General features: G+C 44.5%; 14 protein-coding genes, 1 tRNA gene and 3 pseudogenes. 11 read left to right on the forward strand and 7 right to left on the reverse strand.

Annotated elements, in window-relative coordinates:
* Positions 1-9: 9 nt before the first annotated feature.
* Together lptF and lptG are read left to right on the forward strand one after the other, a co-directional pair.
* The gene (lptF, locus tag AACS90_RS01495) at positions 10-1110 is read left to right on the forward strand and encodes an LPS export ABC transporter permease LptF (RefSeq protein WP_099120068.1); all 1101 of its coding nucleotides are present in this window, start codon (positions 10-12) and stop codon (positions 1108-1110) included.
* Positions 1110-2186, forward strand: a complete 1077-nt coding sequence (gene lptG / locus AACS90_RS01500) for an LPS export ABC transporter permease LptG (RefSeq protein WP_099120069.1) — start codon at positions 1110-1112, stop codon at positions 2184-2186. Before lptF ends, lptG begins: the two co-directional genes overlap by 1 nt.
* An 86-nt stretch (positions 2187-2272) precedes the next feature.
* Here lptG and ampH read toward each other — a convergent pair whose 3' ends face one another.
* Positions 2273-3523: a D-alanyl-D-alanine-carboxypeptidase/endopeptidase AmpH gene (gene ampH / locus AACS90_RS01505; RefSeq protein WP_099109025.1), complete on the reverse strand. Its 1251-nt coding sequence runs from the start codon at positions 3521-3523 to the stop codon at positions 2273-2275.
* A gap of 396 nt (positions 3524-3919) precedes the next feature.
* Here ampH and AACS90_RS01510 point away from each other — a divergent pair.
* Positions 3920-4004, forward strand: a tRNA-Leu gene (locus AACS90_RS01510).
* A gap of 185 nt (positions 4005-4189) precedes the next feature.
* Positions 4190-5428, forward strand: a pseudogene (locus tag AACS90_RS01515) (tyrosine-type recombinase/integrase).
* A 693-nt stretch (positions 5429-6121) separates the two neighbouring features.
* On the opposite strand, the gene AACS90_RS01520 reads toward AACS90_RS01515, so the two are convergent.
* Positions 6122-7291: an IS701 family transposase gene (locus AACS90_RS01520; RefSeq protein ID WP_099120071.1), complete on the reverse strand. Its 1170-nt coding sequence runs from the start codon at positions 7289-7291 to the stop codon at positions 6122-6124.
* A 378-nt stretch (positions 7292-7669) separates the two neighbouring features.
* Here AACS90_RS01520 and AACS90_RS01525 point away from each other — a divergent pair, with 378 nt between their 5' ends.
* The 3 genes from AACS90_RS01525 (at position 7670) to AACS90_RS01535 (ending at position 13010) form a co-directional block, all read left to right on the forward strand.
* Positions 7670-8311, forward strand: a complete 642-nt coding sequence (locus tag AACS90_RS01525) for a hypothetical protein (RefSeq protein WP_099120072.1) — start codon at positions 7670-7672, stop codon at positions 8309-8311.
* Positions 8312-8377: 66 nt separating this feature from the next.
* A complete protein-coding gene (locus AACS90_RS01530; RefSeq protein WP_099120073.1) occupies positions 8378-10375 on the forward strand; it encodes a site-specific DNA-methyltransferase in 1998 nt (665 codons plus the stop codon).
* Between the two features lie 4 nt (positions 10376-10379).
* Positions 10380-13010 (forward strand): DEAD/DEAH box helicase family protein, encoded by a 2631-nt coding sequence (locus tag AACS90_RS01535; protein WP_099120074.1) that lies wholly within the window; start codon positions 10380-10382, stop codon positions 13008-13010.
* 66 nt (positions 13011-13076) lie between these two features.
* On the opposite strand, the pseudogene AACS90_RS01540 reads toward AACS90_RS01535, so the two are convergent.
* Both AACS90_RS01540 and AACS90_RS01545 read right to left on the reverse strand, forming a co-directional pair.
* A pseudogene (locus AACS90_RS01540) lies at positions 13077-13472 on the reverse strand (transposase); the annotation flags it as partial.
* A gap of 68 nt (positions 13473-13540) precedes the next feature.
* Positions 13541-13663: pseudogene (locus AACS90_RS01545) on the reverse strand (IS256 family transposase); the annotation flags it as partial.
* Positions 13664-13739: 76 nt separating this feature from the next.
* Here AACS90_RS01545 and AACS90_RS01550 point away from each other — a divergent pair.
* From AACS90_RS01550 to AACS90_RS01565, 4 genes are all read left to right on the forward strand, one after another.
* Positions 13740-14078 (forward strand): hypothetical protein, encoded by a 339-nt coding sequence (locus tag AACS90_RS01550; RefSeq protein WP_099120075.1) that lies wholly within the window; start codon positions 13740-13742, stop codon positions 14076-14078.
* A gap of 481 nt (positions 14079-14559) precedes the next feature.
* Entirely contained in the window at positions 14560-15843 is a 1284-nt protein-coding gene (locus tag AACS90_RS01555) for a dicarboxylate/amino acid:cation symporter (RefSeq protein ID WP_099120076.1), read from the forward strand.
* A gap of 259 nt (positions 15844-16102) precedes the next feature.
* Positions 16103-16381, forward strand: coding sequence for a type II toxin-antitoxin system RelE/ParE family toxin (locus tag AACS90_RS01560; protein WP_099120198.1), 279 nt, complete (start codon positions 16103-16105; stop codon positions 16379-16381).
* Complete coding sequence (locus AACS90_RS01565; RefSeq protein WP_099120077.1) at positions 16381-16665, forward strand: HigA family addiction module antitoxin; 285 nt, start codon at positions 16381-16383, stop codon at positions 16663-16665. The genes AACS90_RS01560 and AACS90_RS01565 overlap by 1 nt, the downstream gene beginning before the upstream one ends.
* A gap of 167 nt (positions 16666-16832) precedes the next feature.
* Here the strand turns inward: AACS90_RS01565 and fruA are convergent, their stop codons facing one another.
* Genes fruA through fruB form a run of 3 tightly spaced genes read right to left on the reverse strand, consistent with a single transcriptional unit; the run spans position 16833 to position 20689 of the window.
* Entirely contained in the window at positions 16833-18527 is a 1695-nt protein-coding gene (fruA, locus tag AACS90_RS01570) for a PTS fructose transporter subunit IIBC (RefSeq protein ID WP_099120078.1), read from the reverse strand.
* Positions 18528-18539: 12 nt separating this feature from the next.
* A complete protein-coding gene (fruK, locus tag AACS90_RS01575) occupies positions 18540-19517 on the reverse strand; it encodes a 1-phosphofructokinase (protein ID WP_099120199.1) in 978 nt (325 codons plus the stop codon).
* 11 nt (positions 19518-19528) lie between these two features.
* Positions 19529-20689 carry a fused PTS fructose transporter subunit IIA/HPr protein gene (gene fruB / locus AACS90_RS01580; RefSeq protein ID WP_099120079.1) on the reverse strand — a complete coding sequence of 387 codons (1161 nt, stop codon included), beginning with the start codon at positions 20687-20689 and terminating at the stop codon, positions 19529-19531.
* Positions 20690-21069 lie beyond the last annotated feature (380 nt).

The following is a 21069-nucleotide window of genomic DNA, read 5'->3' on the forward strand; positions in this document are numbered from 1 at the left end:
GTAATAAGCGTGATCATCATTAGATATCTGGTACGGGAAACCCTGAAAAGTCAAATCGCAATACTTTTCATCTTATTGCTGATCTTTTTCAGTCAGAAATTAGTTGAGGTATTGGGCGCGGCGGTGGAAGGTAATATTCCCGCAAATTTAGTTTTATCTTTGTTAGGGTTAGGTGTGCCGGAGATGGCGCAGCTAATTTTACCCCTGAGCTTGTTTCTCGGGGTGTTAATGACATTCAGTAAACTCTATACGGAAAGCGAAATTACCGTCATGCATGCCTGCGGTTTAGGTAAAAGCGTGCTGGTGAAATCCGCCCTCATTCTGGCCCTGCTCACTGCGATGCTGGCTGCGGCCAACGTTATCTGGTTCACTCCGTGGTCATCTAAATATCAGGAACAAGTGCTGGCAGATGCGAAAGCAAACCCAAGCCTTGCCGCAATAATGGAAGGGCAGTTCAAGCCTTCTAATGATGGCAACATGGTGCTGTATATCGGTAACGTCAAAGGGAATAATTTTGAGAATGTTTTCCTTGCCCAGCTTCGTCCGACGCATAATCAGCGGCCTTCAATCGTCATTGCTGATGGCGGGCATATGGAAGCATTACCCAACGGCAATCAGGTTGCGGTCCTTCATACAGGAACTCGCTACGAGGGAACGGCCTTGTTACGTGATTTCCGCATTACCGATTTTAACGACTATCGTGCCGTTATCGGACATCAAAACCCGGATGTAGACAGCGGTAAAGTTGAACAAAAATCAATGTCTGAACTGTGGCATAGCAATGATAAAGATGCCCGTTCTGAACTCCACTGGCGTCTGACGCTGATTGCATCTGTCCTGATTATGGCATTGATGGTTGTTCCGCTCAGTGCAGTCAACCCGCGGCAGGGGCGCGTACTCAGTATGCTGCCGGCCATGTTGCTCTATCTGATTTTCTTCCTGCTGCAAAGTTCCCTGCGCTCTAATGGCAGTAAAGGGAAACTGGACCCGATGATCTGGATGTGGCTGGTTAACGGTATGTATTTTGCTCTGGCACTAGCGCTTAACGTATGGGATACCACCCCGATGCGTAAACTGCGTTCACGCTTTAAGAATCAAGGAGCTGCCTGATGTTTGGTGTATTAGATAGATATATCGGGCGGACGATCCTGCAAACCATTCTGATGACACTGTTCACACTGGTGTCGCTATCCGGCATTATTAAATTTGTCGATCAGCTGCGTAAAGTCGGGCAGGGCGAGTATACCGCCCTTTCTGCCGGTATTTATACCTTGCTGAGCGTTCCCAAGGATATCCAGATTTTCTTCCCGATGGCGGCTTTGTTGGGAGCGCTTTTGGGTTTAGGAGCGCTGGCTACCCGCAGTGAGTTGGTGGTAATGCAGGCTTCGGGTTTTACCCGCCTTCAGGTTGCCGGTGCGGTAATGAAAACGGCTATTCCGCTGGTTTTACTGACAATGGTGATCGGTGAATGGGTTGCTCCACAAGGGGAACAAATCGCCCGTAACTTCCGCTCACAGAAGATGTATGGTGGTTCTTTGATGTCCACCTCCAAAGGGCTTTGGGCAAAAGATGGTAATGATTTCGTTTACATTCAGAGTGTAGGCAAGGATAGTTCTCTGAACGGTGTCAGTATCTATCATGTTGATAACGAAAAAAAACTATTGTCAGTGAAATATGCAGCATCCGCTGTGTATGATACGGAAAATGCACAATGGAAGTTATCTCAGGTGGAAGAGTCTGATTTAAATCATTTTGGCCGGATCACCGGTTCACAGTATATCTCTGCTGACTGGAAAAGCCGACTGACACCAGAAAAACTGGGGGTTGTTTCCCTTGAGCCTACCGCGCTTTCTATTCGTGGCTTGTATCAATACATTACTTATCTGAAACAGAGCCAGCAGGATGCCGGGCGCTACGAACTCAATATGTGGAAAAAGGTTTTTGCGCCGTTATCCGTGGCGGTCATGATGTTGATGGCACTTTCCTTTATCTTCGGGCCGTTGCGCAGTGTTCCTATGGGATTCAGGGTTGTGGTAGGGATCAGCTCAGGCTTTGTTTTCTATGTCCTCAATGAGATATTCGGCCCACTTAGTCTGGTTTATAGCATGCCGCCGATGTTGGGTGCATTGCTGCCGAGTCTGCTGTTCTTTACAGTGAGTGTTTACTTACTTTTGAAGAGAAAATAGCAGCCACAAATTGATATCCTGCTTCTATCAGACTGATACAGCCTGAGTTTTGATGATATAAACTCAGGCTGTTATTTTTTATAGGCTTATTTTTTTACCAATTCCATTACCGGTTGCTCTGGAATCTGGTTATGATTCTGTGCCAGTGCAGTGACCAGCTCATTCACACCTTTAGTCACCTGATGGAACTTACTGTGCTCTTTTCGGGTCATGACGATAAAGACGCCAATATTCTGCTCAGGGATCATCGCCATATAAGTGTTAAACCCGCCGCCGCCGCCTGTTTTCTGATAGATACCCGGAACATCTTTCTTACCGTTCATATAAACCCAGCCAAGCCCGATGCCATCAGCTTTTCCGGCCACATCCATTCCTCTGATTGAAGCCAGCTCAGCGCGTTTAAAATAAATGCCCTGTTCACGGCTGGCAGTCTGTTTTCTTAAATGATTGTGGGAGGATAAAAACTGCTGCATCCAGCGTTGCATATCGGCGGGAGTAGAATAAATGCCGCCACTGCCTGCTGCGGCGATAGTATTAAGGCAAGGGCTGGATTTGATCCCCTCCATCAACCGGGCACACTGGGCAGGGGTTGGTGTCAGGGTTGTATCCTTCATTTTATAGGGAAGAGTGATTTCTTCATGTAGAAGGCGGCTATAAGGTTCGCCGGTTGCTTTGGAAAGGGCATCAGCTAATAGATCGTAGGCCAGATTAGAATAAGAAGCCGTTGTGCCGGGGGCCGTTTCTAGATCCGCATTTTTCAGCCAGTTCCATCGATTAGACTGAGTCGGCCAGATAAATACCGGACGCCCCCATTTTCCACCGGGTTGCTCCCGTGGTAACCCACTGGTGTGGCTTGCCAGATGATATAACCGAATAGGCTGATCGATACCAAAATCGGGTACATGCACACCATGATAAGTATATTTTTGTAATGGATCGGTGATTTTAATACGCTTTTGTTCTGCCAGCTTGATCATGACTTCACTGGTCATCAGTTTGGTGATTGAAGCGATGCGGATTAAAGAATTCTGGCTGGGTTTGATACCGCTCCCTGGATAAGTTTCCCCAAAACTATGGTGTATGACCTGATTATTATCAATCACCACCATTGCCATACCTAGCGGATTACCTTCATTAAAGATTGACTGAGCATACTCTTCAACCAGCGCTGAAGCCATTTTCCGGTTTGAAACATCGCCGTCAAACACTTCCCATTTTGTAGGCTGTTTACCTGAGTGCGGCGTTTTGTTCTGGTGCGAATTGCCAGAAGCAGAGCAGGCTGAAATCGCTAATGAGAGAGCTGAAACAACACAAAATTTATAGAGCCGTTTGTTCATTTTCGGATTAACCAATCAGGGAGCGTAATGCATGGCGAAACTCAACCGTTATTTATTCTTCTTAAATATCGCAATAACGGCACCGATAACAAAACCCAGCAGAATACCTGCGAATATCCAATTGATAAGCGTCATACTGATTTACCTCAACAGCAGTGTTTTATAGTATTTTATTTTGAATTATATAAGGAGATTATGGGTTGTCTATCGATGATAAGAAGTTATAAAAGGTCGATTTATGTTACATAGAACAATGTGGGCTTAAATTTAAGCAAATTTATGTGAAAGTTATTGTGTTTGCTTTTTTTTTCAGCACTTGAACAAAATTGGAAGGATAAGTGTTGCGAATGGTCTTCGGGCAAGTATAATGGCTCTCGTTTTCCGACCCCTTTCAGTGCCGAAGTGGCGAAATCGGTAGACGCAGTTGATTCAAAATCAACCGCCTTCGGGTGTGCCGGTTCGAGTCCGGCCTTCGGCACCATTCATTAGTTTTCTAACGTCTATCCAAGTCTACAAAATCCCTAAAAATCCCAATAAGTCAACAAATTACGTTATTTTGACGTCTACTCCAGTCTGTTACAATCAACATGCAGCAAGGGGAATAATCTGGGGCACCTACACTTCGATTTTAGATGTGCCCCAAAAATGAAACTAAATACCTGACAAATCGAGACTGCGAAACCTAAAGAGAAATCCTATAAATTAGCGGATGGTGCTGGCTTATATCTCGAAATTACGCCACGCGGTTCTAAATACTGGCGCATGAAGTATCACCGCCCGACCGATAAGAAAGAAGACCGTCTGGCCTTTGGTGTTTATCCTGCCGTTTCATTAGCTGATGTTCGCGCTAAACGGGATGAAGCTAAAAAATTGCTTGCTCAAGGGATTGATCCCAAAGCAGAGAAAAAAGACGCACAAGCCGAATCAAAGGGGGCATATACTTTTGAACGGATCGCCCGTGAATGGCACGCCAGCAATAAACGGTGGAGTGAAGACCATCGAGACCGGATTATGCGAAGTTTTGAACAATACATTTTCCCTTATATTGGTACTCTCGATATTCGCGCTTTACGAACCAGTCAACTGTTGGCACCAATCCAAGCCGTTGATACTGATGGTAAACATGATATAGCCCAGAGATTACAACAGCGTGTAGCTGCCATTATGCGTTACGCAGTTCAAAATGACATTCTTGAATATAGCCCTGCCAATCATATGGCGGGCACTCTCACCATAGTAAAACCCAAACATCACCCTGCATTGCCTCATGAACGTCTGCCTGAATTTTTGGCTCGTCTTTCCTGTTATCGCGGGCGCTTGCTGACCAAAATTGCAGTAGAACTGACTTTATTAACATTTGTTCGTTCCAGTGAAATGAGATTCGCCCGTTGGGAAGAAATCGATCTTGAAAGGGCTATCTGGCATATACCAGCGACACGAAAACCCATTGATGGTGTTAAGCATTCTCAACGTGGTTAGAAGATGCGGATTCCGCATCTTGTACCTTTGTCGCGACAGGCTCTCTCCATTTTGGAAAAAATCAAAATCATGAGTCAAAACCGTGAACTGATTTTCGTTGGCGATCACGATCCGCGTAAGCCAATGAGTGAGAACACGGTGAACAAGGCTCTGCGAGTAATGGGCTATGACACGAAAACGGAAGTCTGTGGGCATGGTTTCAGAACTATGGCATGTAGTTCGCTGGTTGAGTCAGGGCTCTGGTCTAGGGATGCAGTGGAACGGCAGATGAGCCATATGGAACGTAACTCTGTGCGTGCGGCTTATATTCATAAGGCCGAGCATCTTGATGAACGTAGACTGATGTTGCAGTGGTGGGCTGATTTTCTGGATGCGAACAGGGATAAGGAGGTGAGTCCGTTTGATTTTGCTAGGCTTGGGCGATGAGCAGCCACGATTTATATCCTACGTTGAGTACTACCCTGCATGAGAAAGACTTTAAGATTACCTAGATTGATCTCCAGTTGACGCATGTGAGCAAGAACAGCATCCTTAGCACCTATAACCATGCCTAGGATCTTGATAGCAGGCGGGGGATAATGAGGTAGCATATTGATTATTTTTAAAACGAAGGGGTCATGCCAACGCCACTCGTAAGGTAGTAATTGGTAATAAAAGCTATCAACGCCAGTAAGGATACTGGCGTTGATAGCTTAGCTTTTTTTTGCCGTAAAATTCAAATGTTGAATAAAGCAACATAAATGGTGTTTTATGCTTGATGAGGTATTACATCAAAATGAGAGTATAACACCATGGCTCCGTACCAGGCATGTATCGCATTAATTGAATTATGTTGATGGTCACAGGGTGTGGTGGATCTAGCCACCATACCATGCGGAACAGTTTCGGCACCATATAAGGTATGTCATCTAGAAGGTAATCGTATCGTCCAAATGTTGATACGTGTGTAGGTGGAAAGCTCTCTAATACTACAGTCGTAACTGTTCCATGATCAGATATTCCTCTCGGCGGTGATAATGGCATTGTTGAGCGCGATACTGATGTCGTCGCCGCCAGTCTGACCAAAATAAAATCTGTTCTCTCGTTTCTCCTGCCTTTTCCATCAGTTTTGACAGCAGCTTACGCAGTTCCGCTACACTCAGGGCTATCAGTCCCGCCGGCGTTTTTTTTCTCCTGTATCCGCAAAACCGCCAGAACCGCATGCGCCAATAATGACAACGTAATATGCCGATACCAGCTGTGCCACTGCCGCACTTCGTAATGATCCAGACCGCACTCGCCTTTTGTTTCCTCAAAACCGCTTTCGATTTCCCAGCGATGTCCGGCCACCTGAATCAACGTCTTAAGATCGGCCTGCTCTTTAAGGGCATAGACAACATAGTAGGCCCGTTCCTGCTTCTCATTCCGGTTACGCCGGATCAGCAGATAATGACCATAACGCCGTTCCTCTTCACTCATTTGCAAGCGCCAGAGCGGGATCCGTGCCCAGTCATACCAACGTTCGTCTTTTGTTCCCAGCCCGGCTGACTGTGTTTCCCAGTCGTCATCGGTCAGACTGGCTGCAATGGTGTCTGCTCGGGTGTAATGCGGTGTTTGCCACCAGAGGCGCTCATTTTTGGGGATCGCTAAGACAAACGGTTGATGCTGAGATTCCAGCCAGCATCGCAAGCGACGATCCTGTCCATAGACCGCATCAGCGGTGACCCAGCGACAGGGGATATTGGCCTTGAATGCGCGCGCCAGCATGTGCCGGGCGAGTTGGGGTTTAGTGGCAAAGCTCACGGCGTCAGGGATGCCCGCAGCCGTACAGCGGGGCCGGTTCTCAGTCCACGGTTCGGGCAGGTATAAGGCCCTATCAAGAAAGGCATGGCCGCCCTTACCGGCGTAACACAGGAAAACCCCTATCTGACTATTTTCAATCCGTCCCGCCGTTCCACTATACTGACGCTGCACGCCGGCAGAATGCGTCCCTTTTTTGATAAAACCGGTTTCATCGATAATAAGGATACCTTGCTCATCCCCCAAATGTGCGGTGACATAATCACGTAAGATATCGCGGGCGGCTTCAGCATCCCAATGGGCCCGTTCCAGAAAATATTGAATGCCATCCGGTGAGCGTTCACCCAGCCATTCAGCCAGTTGCCAGCCGTTTTTACGTTCAACATCGCTGAGTAACCCACGAAGATACGCCAGACAACGTTGCTGAGAACTTGCAGAGCAAAATAGTGGGATCAGACGGGAATGAGCCAGCAGAAGCGCCTGTTCCCAGAAATTGACAGGTGAGGCCATAGGGCACCTCCCTTAGGATGAGGAAGAAAGAAGATAGCTATCATGACACAATGCCGGCTACGACTGTAGTACTAAGGGGTCTAATGCCAAACTGTACCGGAATGTACGCCAGATCCGTTTTTGTGCTTCTAGAGTCAGGCTAGCTAAATAACCATTCATTTAACGCCTAAAGCCAATCCCAACTTATATCTAATATATTAATTTTATTTATAATCAATATGTTGCTTAATTTTGCGTGTTCCCATTTAAAGAGGGATTCAATTAAAATGGCTGTCGAATCAAAAATTGATTCAAATTATGATTCTATTTTTGATTCATTTGTTGACAGGGGTTAAGATTCATGTATGCTAACTCAATGTCAAACACAAGAGCCTAATCATGAGCCTATTAAATAATCTTAATAAAAAATTTAATTCTGATATTAAAAACACTGTGACCTTAAGTGTTCGAGTCACTAATGAAGAAAATGCTGTACTCCAAGAAATTGCCGATGTTGTTGGCTGTACAAGACAAGATGTTATTTATCAGTTGATCTCCGACTATGCTATCCCCGAATGGTGGAAGATGAAAATGGAAAGTGAGAATGAATTAACAGATATTGCTGATGAAAATAGCGGTGTTTCTTATTTCCTCTTAAATACTAATAAAACAAATAGCACCGTTGACCATAACATCATTCTGGAGCAAGGAATTGCTGCAACTTTCGAAGATGATTATATAGGGAAAATCAATAGAATAAAAAAAGGGGATGTTGTTTTCTTATACGAATCAGGGTCAGGGATTGTGGCATATGGTTTTGGTAGTGGCCAGAACATTGATGAGCCTAATCCAGAAAAAATTAACCATAACTCAATGCGATATCAGGTGTTATCTGATTTTTCTTTGCTGGAAAAGCCTTTATCTGCAAGAGATGTAAAACGAGTACTTGAAAATGATATACCTTTCGCTCAAACACTGTCACGCGTTAAAAATGGTGAAGTGTTATATAATTATCTAAAAAATAAAACTAATCTCGCATAAGAGAAAGTATTTTAATTTATTTGGTTATTAAGGTGATTGTTTTTTAATCTTTCATAAGGTAATGGCATGCAAACCGAATTAATAAAAGAACTGAACAAGGTTTTAAAAGGTTTTTCGCAATTCTGGAACGGAGAGGAATTGCACCGCTCAATGGTGATTGAAGCTATCAGTAAAAAACAGCCAGATCTAATCAAGGCATTGGTCACTAATGAAAAAGTGCGTTCTGTTTATGGTACGGATGTTGATGGTATTTTCATCTTTGACTTTGATAAATTATGTAGCCTGCTCAAATACAAGGAATACTGGGCTAACAGCTTCACTAAATACCGGAACAAAGTGGGATTAACAAGTGAAGGTAAATACATTGATTACAGCTCGGATGTAGTACTTGACTTCCCCTTTAAGGATTGCATTCTTGAAGGCGGGATGACAAAAGAGGAAAACGGTAAAAGTGAATTATACTACAATGAGATAATTGCAAAGGATGAAATAGATAACCTTTTATCCCCAAAGGTTTTTACATCTATAAAAAAATATAATAAAGAATCTGTTTCTGACAGGCTATTATCATTCATCTCAAATGATAATATTTTATTAAAAGGGAATAATTTAATAGCACTACACTGCTTGAAGAAAAGATTTATTAACTCAGTTAAGTTAATCTATATAGATCCACCATACAACACTGGAAACGATAGTTTTAGGTACAACGATAAGTTTAATCGTTCTACATGGCTTACTTTTATGAAAAATAGACTATCAATCGCAAAAGAATTATTAAGCGATGATGGTATCATATTTGTTCAATGTGACGACAAGGAGCACTCCTCCCTGAGATTTTTAATGGATGATATTTTTGGTAGGGATAACTTCCTAAACAATATCGTCGTAAAGACTTCTGATCCTTCAGGATTAAAAGTAGTAAATCCGTCACCATATTCTCAAACAGAATACCTTCTAATGTTTTGTAAGGACAGGAGCAAGTACACCTACACACCTCAGTTCGTAAAAAGCTCTTACGACCCATCATACGGGAAATTTATAAAAAACATAAATGATGACTATTGTCAATGGGAGACGTGCTCTTTAGCTGAACATTTCGCTAAGTGTAAGGGTTTTAATAGCGTTAAAGAAGCAAAGGAAAAATATGGTCGATTAGATTTTGACGAAGGAATGGCTCAATTCGCGATTGAAAACGCAGATGCTGTTTATCAAGCAACCGCAATAAGCAATGCGGCTGGCAAAAAAATCGTAGAGATTAGGGATGAGTCTAAAAAGAATCCGGGTAAAATCTATAAAGTAGAAAGGGATAACGACAATATATATATTATTAACGGAAGACAAATATATTTTTATTCTAATAAGGTCAAGAATTTAAATGGAACTCTGACCCCCACCATGTTACTTACTAATCTATGGCTTGATATCCCGTGGAATGGAATAGCTAATGAAGGTGGTGCTATTTTTAAAAATGGGAAAAAGCCTGAAAAACTGATTCAGCGGTGTATTGAGTCATGTACAAAAGAAGGTGACTTGGTTTTGGACTTCCACCTTGGGAGCGGAACAACAGCAGCAGTAGCCCATAAAATGGGGCGTCGCTATATTGGCATTGAGCAAATGGATTACATCAATGAGATTACCGTGCCGCGCCTGCAAAAAGTCATCGAAGGCGAGCAGGGTGGTATATCCAAAGACGTTAATTGGAAAGGTGGGGGAAGCTTTGTCTATGCCGAACTGATGGAGCTGAACGCGTACTTCGTGCATGCAATCCAGAAAGCGCAGTCTACTGAGGAACTCGAAAAACTGTTTTCCGTAATGAAAACGGAGGCGCACCTCAATTATCAGGTGGCACTTGAAAACGTGCTGTCCGCTGAGTACGAAATGGAAGGCATTCCACGAAAAGTTGCATTCAGCGAGTTGGAACTGCACGAGCAGAAGCAGCTTCTAATTGAAATACTTGATAAAAATCAGCTCTACGTGAACGCCTCGGAGATGGACGACTGCGATCTGAACATTTCAGAGAGCGACAAAGCTTTCACCCGCAGCTTCTACGGTATGGAGTGACGGCATGGCGAAGAAACCGAAATCAGGCGGCAGTGAGAAGCTACTGTTTAACAAGCTGAAGCAATTTGACGAACCCGGTCTGTTCCATGACAACTACCAGACGCCGGGCTACGTTCAGGCGAACCTGAAGGACGAGTTGCGTCCGTATCAGCACGGGGCACTTCGTTACCTGCATTATACGCAGCGTAAGCGGGAAGAGGCACTGCTGCATTACCGCCACCTGCTGTTTCACATGGCAACCGGTGCTGGAAAAACGATGGTGATGGCGGGAACGATACTCTATTTGTTTAAAGAGTACGGGTATCAGAACTTCATCTTTTTCGTGCATACCGACGCGATTATCCAGAAAACCCGCGAGAACCTGCTTAACCCACAGTCGCCGAAGTATCTGTTTAGTCAGGAACTGGAAATTGATGGAGAAAAAATCACCATTTCACCAGTGGAGACGTTTCCGTCTGTACCTGAGCACAATACGATTTATCTCAAGCTCTCGACTATCCATAAGATACACGACGAGCTGAACAGCTATCGTGAGAACAGCATTACCTATGAGGATTTGAAAGAAATCCCGCTCGTGCTACTCGGTGACGAAGCGCATCACTTCAATGCCGGCACCAAAGCTAAAGGCAAGGTGAAAACCTCACCGGAGAACGAGGAGCAGACGTGGGAGCGCACGATTGAGAATATCCTCGACCTGCGACTGGATAATCGCTTATTTGAGTTTACCGCGACCATTGACCTTGCAAATAAAGATATCGGGCAGAAATACCGTGACAAGGTGGTGTATCAGTATGATCTGAAACAGTTTATGTCAGACGGTTACTCGAAAAAGGTCATGCTGCTGGAAGCCAACCAGAACGACCGTGACAAGATGTTCGATGCCGTGCTGTTAAGCCAGTACCGTAAGCTGACGGCAGCGGATAACGGCATCGCTGGCTTCAAACCGGTCATTCTGTTCAAGTCGAACAAGATTGCCATCTCAAAGGCGAAGCAGGATGAATTTTCGCACCTGATTGCCGAGCTGACACCTGAGAGCGTCAGACGTCATCTGGCGAACAAAAAAGTACAGCTCAGTTCTAACACCAGTATCTGGCATAAAGTGATACAGCGTTACGCTGAGAGCGATTTGGTGACAGTTATCGGGCAGATTCAGGAAGATTTTAACGACTTCAATCTGCTGAACGTCAATAAGTCAGACCTGCTGGAAGAAAACCCCGTTCTGCTGAACACGCTGGAAGAAGTCGATAATCCGGTGAGAGTCGTCTTTGCAGTGGCAAAGGTCAATGAAGGTTGGGATGTACTCAACCTCTACGATATTGTCCGCATCAGCGAACAGGCGAGCAGCAGCAAAACCGGCACGGACAGCGAGGCGCAGCTTATCGGGCGCGGTGCACGCTATTATCCGTTCCGTTATGACGGCAAGCGGAGCTTCACCCGCCGGTTTGATAACAGCGCGAAGGATTTAAGCGTGCTGGAACAACTGCACTATCACACCATCAATGAACCGGCGTACATCAAAACGCTGCACGCTTCCCTTGAGCAGGCGGACATTGACGTGCATCAGGATGGTGGCGGCACAATCGAACACGCTAGGCTGAAAGAGGACTTTAAAAAGTCCGCCATCTATCAGACGGGTAAACTGTACTTCAACGAAGTGGAAGAGATAGAGAGCAGCAACCGCTGCTGGGAAACGTACTCACTGGAAACGCGTTTTGAAATATCGTATCAGACCGCCGGTGAGGAGTCACTGGACAACCTGACAGGGGTAACGGGCAACGTCACGAAACATGAACCGCTGGCACTGGATGAGCGTTTTTACCGCAAAGCGATGCAGAGAATCCGCTTCTACGAGCTGGATAACCTGCAACGCTTTTTCCCGAAGCTGACCGGTATTCGTGAGTTCATCGGCAGTGAAGCCTATCTTGGCAAGCTGAGAATCACCGTCACCGTGCCGCAGCCGCTGGATTTCTCTGCCGTACCGGCAAAAGAAAAACTGCATCTGCTGGAAAACGTCCTGCTACGTATCTCAGAGAACGTACGGCGCAATGACCAGAAGGTGAAAGGCACATATCGCTTCATAAGCCTGCCGGTGAAGGACGTTATCAAGGACTACAGTCTGCACATTGACCCTTCCGTGATAATTAACCAGAAAATCACTGCCGCGCAGACCATCGGTAAAAAATGGTACGTGTATGACAACGCGATACTGAATCAGCTTGAGCATCGTCTGGTGAAAATGCTGGAAGCCTTTATGCCGAAGCTCAGAGCCCGTTACGACGATATTTATGTACTGCGTAACGACGAACAGTCAACGCGCTTTAAGCTCACTGAGTTCGGCGGCGTGCGCGGCTTTATGCCGGACTTCATTATGATACTGACGCGCCATGCGGATAATGCTTACTGGCAGGTCTTCCTTGAGCCGAAGGGAGATGACAGATTGCTGGATGACGCATGGAAAGAGAAAATGCTGGAAACCCTGAATGACAGGGATCGCATTGTGATTGATGAAAGTGAGGACGTCAGACTGGTTGGGATTAAGTTCTTTGCCAACAGTCAGATGGAGGCATTTGTCAGCGATATGCAGGATAAAATTAACGATGGTGAGCCACTGGAAATCTCATCACTGCTGCTTTGAACACTGCAATTAAGAAAAGCGGAGCCTTGTGCTCCGCTTTTACTGTTGTTGAAATTCCATTCCCTATACATCCGCGTCATACAGCTCTTTGAACGCAGCGGCTATCTCACGGGTGGTCATCCCTTTGGCATACAACGCGAGGATCTGGTTATCCATCCCGGTAATACGGGTCTGATTTTTCTTCACCAGTTGTGGTTCGAAGGAGCCATCATGATCGCGCGGAGTACGCAGTTCCAGTGGGCCGTCGCCCGTGATAACGCTCTTTGTGGAATAACCGTTGCGGGAGTTAGTTCCCGGTTTGGGCTGGTTTTTCTCGTACCCGAGATGATGCGTCATCTCTGCATTGAGTGCAGTCTCAACGCTGATCTTTTTCAGCAGACGATCAAACTGGCTGAGGTCTTCAGGGGTTTTGAGGTTTTTGGCCAGTTCGTTAGCCAGAGCCTGTAACTGTTTTTCGTCCATAAATTAACCTTCATTTGATACTGGATTGAACACATCAAAATCAGGCAATTACACAAATCTATGTGCAGGCTCTGAAGGGCCGTTTCCACGGTCAGTTTTTTGAGGAAACGGGAGAGCTGACTTAAATCTTCGGGCGTTTTGAGATTTTTAGCCAGCTCAGTAGCCAGGGCTTGTAACTGTTTCTCGTCCATCTTTTCACCTGTATTAGTTGATAAATTAAACATATCAAAAACAGGCAATTACACAAATTTAGAAACAGGGTCTGATATGGCAATTAAAGAAGAAAGCTGGATTATTGATGGAAACTACGGAAGATGCTTGCCACAACGCTTATCCAGGGCAACAGGAGTTATTTTATTAGATGTTTCAACGCCATTGAGCCTGCTTCGTTATATAAACAGAACGTTATTCCAGCGTAAACGATACGGTGGATTGGAAGGTAATCAAGACTCAATCAAATGGGAAATGCTTCACCACATCACTGTTGTTACACCCAAAAATCGAAAACGCTATGCTGCAATGTTTGAAAAATTGGTCATACCAAAAATAAAACTAAGTTCTATTAAAGAGATGAAAGAACAATTTGATAAATGGGCGCTATTTTAAGTAGAAACTGATATAAATTAGTTTTCATTATATTTATATCTAAAATAACCAGATGGATTAATTTATTTTAGATATAAAATTCATAATGTTATTATTTTTATGAATTGTTTTATGTCCAGTTAACTCCCTATTCTATATAACTTATTTTTGTTTTTTTCTTGTATGACAAACAAACTTTAGGTTTGTTTATTTAGAATTTATCTATTTAAATCTTATTCATTCTATATTTAAAATCCACCGTTATGCAGGTTGTGGACTCCTTATGAAATAACATTTTTAAATAGAATAAGTAATAAAATATAGCCAGACAACCAAAGGATAAATCCGAATAATTAGCATAAATGTACACTCTGCACGTCCTTTGTCCTTTGTCCTTCGTTTTCATTTCATTAGCAGCCTGATAAATGTAACTAATTGTTAAGTCGTAAGTAAAAAGACAGCGTAACTAGTTTTAATCATTACAAAAAATAAGGGGATAACCATGAAGAGGCAAAAATTGATGAAGCAGATCGTTATCGCCATTTTGCTTGGCGTGATAACGGGATGGGGATTTAATCGTTATCTTGATGCCAGTCAGGCAAAAGAAATTGCCTCTTATATCAATATTATTACCGATGTCTTTCTGCGCCTGATAAAAATGATTATTGGGCCGCTTATATTTTCCACGATTGTTGCCGGATTAATGTCAATTGGAGGGTCATCATCTGTCGGGCGGATCACTATCAAGGCAATGATATGGTTTATTGTTGCTGGCTTGATTTCGATTAGTATTGGCACTCTGATAGCTAATCTGTTCCAGCCAGGGGTCGGGCTGAATATTGCAATTCCACAACATGGAAATATCGATACGAGTCTGAATGCTGGTGAATTTTCGCTGAAAAACTTTATCAGCCATATATTTCCCAGTAGTTTTGTGGAAGCCATGGCAAATAATGAGATCTTACAGATCCTTATTTTTTCTCTCTTTTTTGGTTCAGCATTGTCATACATTTGCCGGAATAGTCAGAAAACAAGCCCTATAGTGACTATGATTGAAGATCTGGGGCGCATCATGTTCCGCATCACAGATTATGTTATGTCATTGGCTCCAATAGCCGTATTTGCTGCCATTGCCTCTGCAATTACGATTGAAGGAATGGGATTACTTTATGAGTATGGAGAATTAATTGCTCTCTTTTATCTGGGGATATTTTTACTTTGGTGCATTTTACTGACTGTGGGGTTTCTTTTCCTCGGCAAAGATGTCTTTTTGCTGATGAAGCTTATCAGAGAGCCTATCATACTGGCTTTTGCCACTGCGAGTAGCGAATCTGCCTATCCAAAGACCATGAATGCACTGAACTGCTTTGGTGTGCCGAAAAAAATTTCCAGTTTCGTATTGCCTCTGGGTTACTCATTTAACCTTGATGGTTCAATGATGTACCAATCCTTTGCCATTCTTTTTATTGCGCAGGCTTACAATATTGATTTGAGTATCACAGAACAGATCCTGATTATGTTAACGCTGATGGTTACCAGCAAAGGTATGGCTGGCGTAGCCCGTGCTTCTGTAGTAGTTATTGCTGCCACTCTCCCGATGTTCAAACTGCCTGAAGCGGGCATATTATTGATCCTTGCTATTGACCAGCTCCTAGATATGGGACGCACGGCCACTAATGTGGTGGGTAACTGCATTGCTACCTCAGTCATTGCTAAATTGGAGGGAAAGCGGAGTAGTTCTGAATCCGAAGTGCAGGAAAAAGAGTTTGTCGGGCATGATAGTTAAATTATTGGGGAAATTACTGCATTTTTCGTTTTTACATATGATTGATATGTTTGGTGTCAGGGTATTATTTAATAAAATTAGATTCATCACTAAATAGACTCGCTATTTTTTGTATTAGATAGAAAAAATATAATAAATATAGCTAAATTTATTACTTTAATTTAGAGGGAAGCTTTACCAATTTAATTAATTGGTACTGAAATAATTCATTAAGACTATAACATTATAAAAGTGTTGCATAAGATGGAACATGATTATTATGATCAAGAGTTTCAAGCACAAAGGACTGAAAAAATTCTTTTTAAAGAATGATAGTGGTGGGTTGGAACAAAAACTAGTTCCACGAATAAAAAACCGACTTACAATTATCGACTCTGCCAGTTGTATTGAGGCTATTAATCTTCCCGGTTATGATCTTCATGAATTAAAATGTAATCGTAAAAATATCTGGTCAATCAAAGTATCAGGAAATTGGCGTATCACATTTAAATTTATAAACGGTGATGCTGAAATTCTTAATTTGGAGGCTTATCACTAATGCAAATGGCTAACCCCGCACATCCTGGTGAAATTATTGCAGAAACATTAATCGAAATGAATGTGAGTTTGCGCCAGTTTGCTAAGGCAATGGAAATCGCGCCTTCTACTGCTAGCAGGCTTCTTTCAGGACAGACATCTGTCACTCCTGAAATGGCGTTGAAGTTATCCATAGTGATTGGCAGTACACCAGAAACGTGGTTAAAAATACAGGCTAATTACAGCTTGCGAGAGGCTGAAAAGCATCTTGATTTAAGCAACTTGCACCGTTTAACGCTTGCGTGATTTTTATACTTTAGGCATAAATGGTACGTCAAAACAGTAGATGTTCTTTGAGGGTAGCATCAAGGATGTCTTTTTTAAGAAAATGTCGACTATGGTTATTGTTCGTTTTTTGTTCTTTCGGGATGATTTAAGGAGTTGCGGTTAAACTGCAACTCCCCACAACGACCTCACTCCACAACTTCTTTCTTCTTAACTACCCCATAAACCCCAGCAGTCAACATCGTACCCGCTAAAATCGCCCCTAAATAAGGCAATACAGGTGTAATTGCACCCGGTATCAGAAGTACAAAAAGTCCGCCATGTGGTGCCATCAGTTGTACGCTGAAATACATCGAAAGCGCTCCTGTAATTGCACCGCCGAGAATGCAGCTTGGCAGAACTCTTACCGGATCTTTCGCCGCAAACGGAATCGCTCCCTCCGAGATAAAACACAGCCCCAGAACTAGTGCTGCTTTTCCGCCTTCGCGTTCACTTTGGTCAAATTTAGTTCTCGCAATCACTGTTGCCAGCCACATGGCTAATGGTGGAACCATACCCGCCGCCATAATTGCGGCCATCGGGCCGTAGCTCTGGGCACTCAATAATCCTACGCCGAAGGCATAAGCGGCTTTGTTCACTGGCCCACCCATGTCGGTGCACATCATTCCGCCCAGTATTGCGCCGAGGATCACGGCGTTGGTGGTTCCCATGGATTTCAGCCAGTGAGTCAGCCATTCCATAATCGCTGAAACGGGTTTACCGACGACGTAAATCATGATTAATCCTGTCGCCAGTGTTGCGACCAGTGGAATAATCAGGATTGGTTTTAATGCTTCCATGCTTTGTGGCAGGCGAAGTCTGGTTGTCAGTAATTTGGCAACATAACCAGCAAGAAAGCCTGCGATGATACCGCCGAGGAAGCCTGCACCAGTGCTAACGGCGAGCATTCCGCCGACAAGTCCGGGAGCCAATCCCGTGCGTCCTGCGATGGAGTAGGCGATGTAACCAGCGAGTATGGGTACCATGAGGGCAAGCGCGGATCCGCCGCCGATTTGCATCAGTGCTGCCGCCAGTGTGCCCGGCTCTTTAAAGGCTTCGATGCCGAAGACAAATGATAATGCGATGCACAGGCCACCCGCGACGACCATGGGTAACATGTAGGAAACACCGGTCATCAGGTGCTGGTAAATAGGAGTATTTTCCTGATTGTTCTTGCTGGGGACAGAAGTTGTGCTAGTAGCGGTATAAATCTCAGCTTTGGTTAAGGCGTTATCCAACTCGCTGGCAGTTTTTTTCAGGGCTGCCCCTGTCGAAGTGCGGTAAAGGCGTTTGCCGGAAAAAGGAGGGAGTTCAACCTCGATATCGGCTGCGATAATCACGAGATCTGCTGCCGCGATTTCGGCATTAGTGAGAGAGTTTTCGCTTCCTACAGAGCCTCGGGTTTCGACCTTGATTTGCCAGCCGCGTTTTTGTGCTTCTGTTTCCAGTGCCTTGGCTGCCATAAAGGTATGGGCGACCCCGGTTGGGCAGGCGGTGATGGCAACAATGTTGACAGGCTTTTGCTGAACCTTGCTTTCTGCTGTATCAGCAGTGTGTTGCTGATGGTAAACGCTCGCTTCTGTTTGGGCTTTGTGGAGAAATACTTCGGGTTCGCTGATTATCTGTTTTGCGGAGCCAATGAATATTTTCTTTCCATACAAATTATGACTAGGCAGATTCAGGCTGTCCGGTACAGATTCTCCGATGATGATCACCAGTTCAGTCGTACTTAGATCGTCAGTCAGGGTAAGGCCATGTTGGGCTATGACATTTTCCAGTGTTTGTCTGGCGAGGTAGGTGCGTGCTTGTCCTTGTTTCTCATTGTTAATAATCAGTATGTTCATGGCGTTCTCATCTTATTGTTGTTTGTTTTTCGATGGTTGTTTTTTCGATTGTTTTTTTAATGAAATGAGTTCCACTTTTGTCATTAAGCAAGCGAGTTTCTGGCGGTCGATATTTCCGACGTTACTTTGGCTGACGGTCATGGCAGAAATGGCGGTAGCAAGGCGCAATGTATGTTCGCAGGGTTGCCCCATCATCAGGCCATAAATCAGGCCACTCACCATGGCATCACCAGCACCGACGGTACTGACAATTTCACAGTGCGGTGGTCTGGCGTGCCAGGCTCCGGCTGAGTTAACCAGAATAGCCCCTTCCTCACCTAATGAGACGATGACATGCGAGATCCCCTCCGCACGTAGCTGCTGAGCAGCGCCGATGATATCTTCCTGAGTCAGTAAAGGCCTGTCTGCCCAGATTTCCAGTTCATGGCGGTTCGGTTTAACCATCCACGGTTGTGCTTTGATTCCGGCAGTGAAGGCTTCCCGGCTACTATCGAACACGACACACATACAAGCTTCGCGCAGTTGTTGCATCCAGTCCGTGAAGTCATCCGGTTCAACGCCTGCCGGCAAGCTGCCACTGACGCACACCATGTTGAACTCCCGCAGCCATGTGAGGGAGTTTTTGGCAAAGCTCTGCCAGTCTTCTTTGCTGATATTGAATCCTGAAAAGTTGAAATCGGTGACAAGGCCGTTCTGCTCGGTAAGTTTGACGTTGATACGCGTCCGGCCTTCCACTATCTGAAATCGGTCAGTAATGCCCAGTTCTACGAAAGTTTTTTGGAAGCTGCTCTGGTTCTCTTTACCGAGAAAACCACCTACCGTAACGTCAATGCCGAGTGTTTTGAGGATCTTCGCAACGTTGATGCCTTTGCCTGCCGGATATAATCCCGCAGTTTGGATCCGATTAACTTCACCGGTTTTTATATCTCCGGTTAACCCGACCAGATCGTAGGCAGGATTGAGGGTGATGGTGGCTACTCTTTTATTCATTCCATTCTTGTTCATGCGATATCTTCACCCAGATTGTTGTTGATAAGATTTTTGATGGCGTCCAGAGCCTCTTTGGCATCCGGGCCGGAAGCAGTAAAACGGATACGGTCTCCCCGTTTAATACCTAAACCGGCAACCAACATCAGTTTGCGGCCATCAACGGGAATGGTGTCTCCATCCAGATGGATGATGGTAATGCGGCTGCTGAATTGTTTGATGGTATTAACCAACAGTGCACTGGGACGGGTATGTAGCCCGTGTTCATTGGGCAGGATAAAATCTGCGGTCAGGGTATTTTTTGTTTGTGATGCAGCTTGTTGTGCGGCCTTAGTGGTCAGTAATGTAATGAGCGCTGCATGATCCTGAGCCCGTTGCAGTTGCTCCCCTTTTCCTTGCTGGATCAGGTTGTTTAGATTAGTTAGCAGGCTATGGAGCTGATCGTCGGCATAGACAATGGTGATGAGCAAACTGACCGGTTTTTCATCAAGATTATCTGTATTAATACTGAAGGAAGCTTTTGGACGGGCGATGGCAACGGCATTACGTAAGCTACCCTGTGAACTGTCACTCAACCAGATCCCTTGCCCCAGATGTATGGGAGATCTAGCGAGGATATCGGCAATAAATGCGGCATTCACCGAGCTGGTTTTTTGCAGGCGAGCGAGGTTCAGCGCCTGCAAGGTTTCCAGATCTCTGGCGTCAATATCCAGTGTGATTGTAGAGGCATCCAATAGATAGGGCGGTTGTGGGTTCATGAGTAATCGGTAGAGTTCATCTGCCGAGGTGGTTTTTGCCATCTGTCTGGCTCGATTTTCATCACTGAGAATCGGGAGTAACTGATGTAGCAGCTTCAGATGCTCGTCAGATTTTGCTGCAATGCCGATAACGATGTAGGCAGTCTGGTTATCACCCCAGTCAACACCATCTGGGAATTGCATCACTTGTACACCCGTATGAAGTACGTTGCCAAGTGTGGCATGAGTACCATGCGGGATAGCAATACCGTTACCCAGATAGGTTGAAGACTGTGTTTCACGCTCCAGCATCCCATCAACATACTCTTTACTGACATATCCGGCGGTGGTTAAAACATCGGCAGCCTGCTGAATTGCATCTTCTTTATTGTCAGCATGTGCTGCCAGATGGATATTTTGCAATGTTAGGTGAAACATTTTACCTCCCTATATACACTTCGTCTTTCAAGCTGCCTCTTTGTTGGCTGCGCTCGCTCACCCCAGTCACCGTTTTTATAAAAATACGGTTATCTATGCTCCCGGAGATGAACTCCCTTGCCGCCGCGATGCATCTTGAAATCCATTGTGTATAAAATTGATTGAAACGATTCAGTTTTTTAGGGGTGAAAACCGACGTTGAATAAATTCACGTTATTTTTATTAAGTAGATGGATGGTTTTATTTTTCTACGTTGAAGTTACATTAATCCTAACGCTAGGAAATAGTATAGCAATTGATATAATGTGATTTTTATTAGTAACTATTTTTCATAATTATTAACTAGTTGTTTATTGATTTTTTATTATTCAGGTAATATT

The organism is Xenorhabdus sp. KK7.4 (genome assembly GCF_963876465.1).
GTDB lineage: Bacteria > Pseudomonadota > Gammaproteobacteria > Enterobacterales > Enterobacteriaceae > Xenorhabdus > Xenorhabdus stockiae.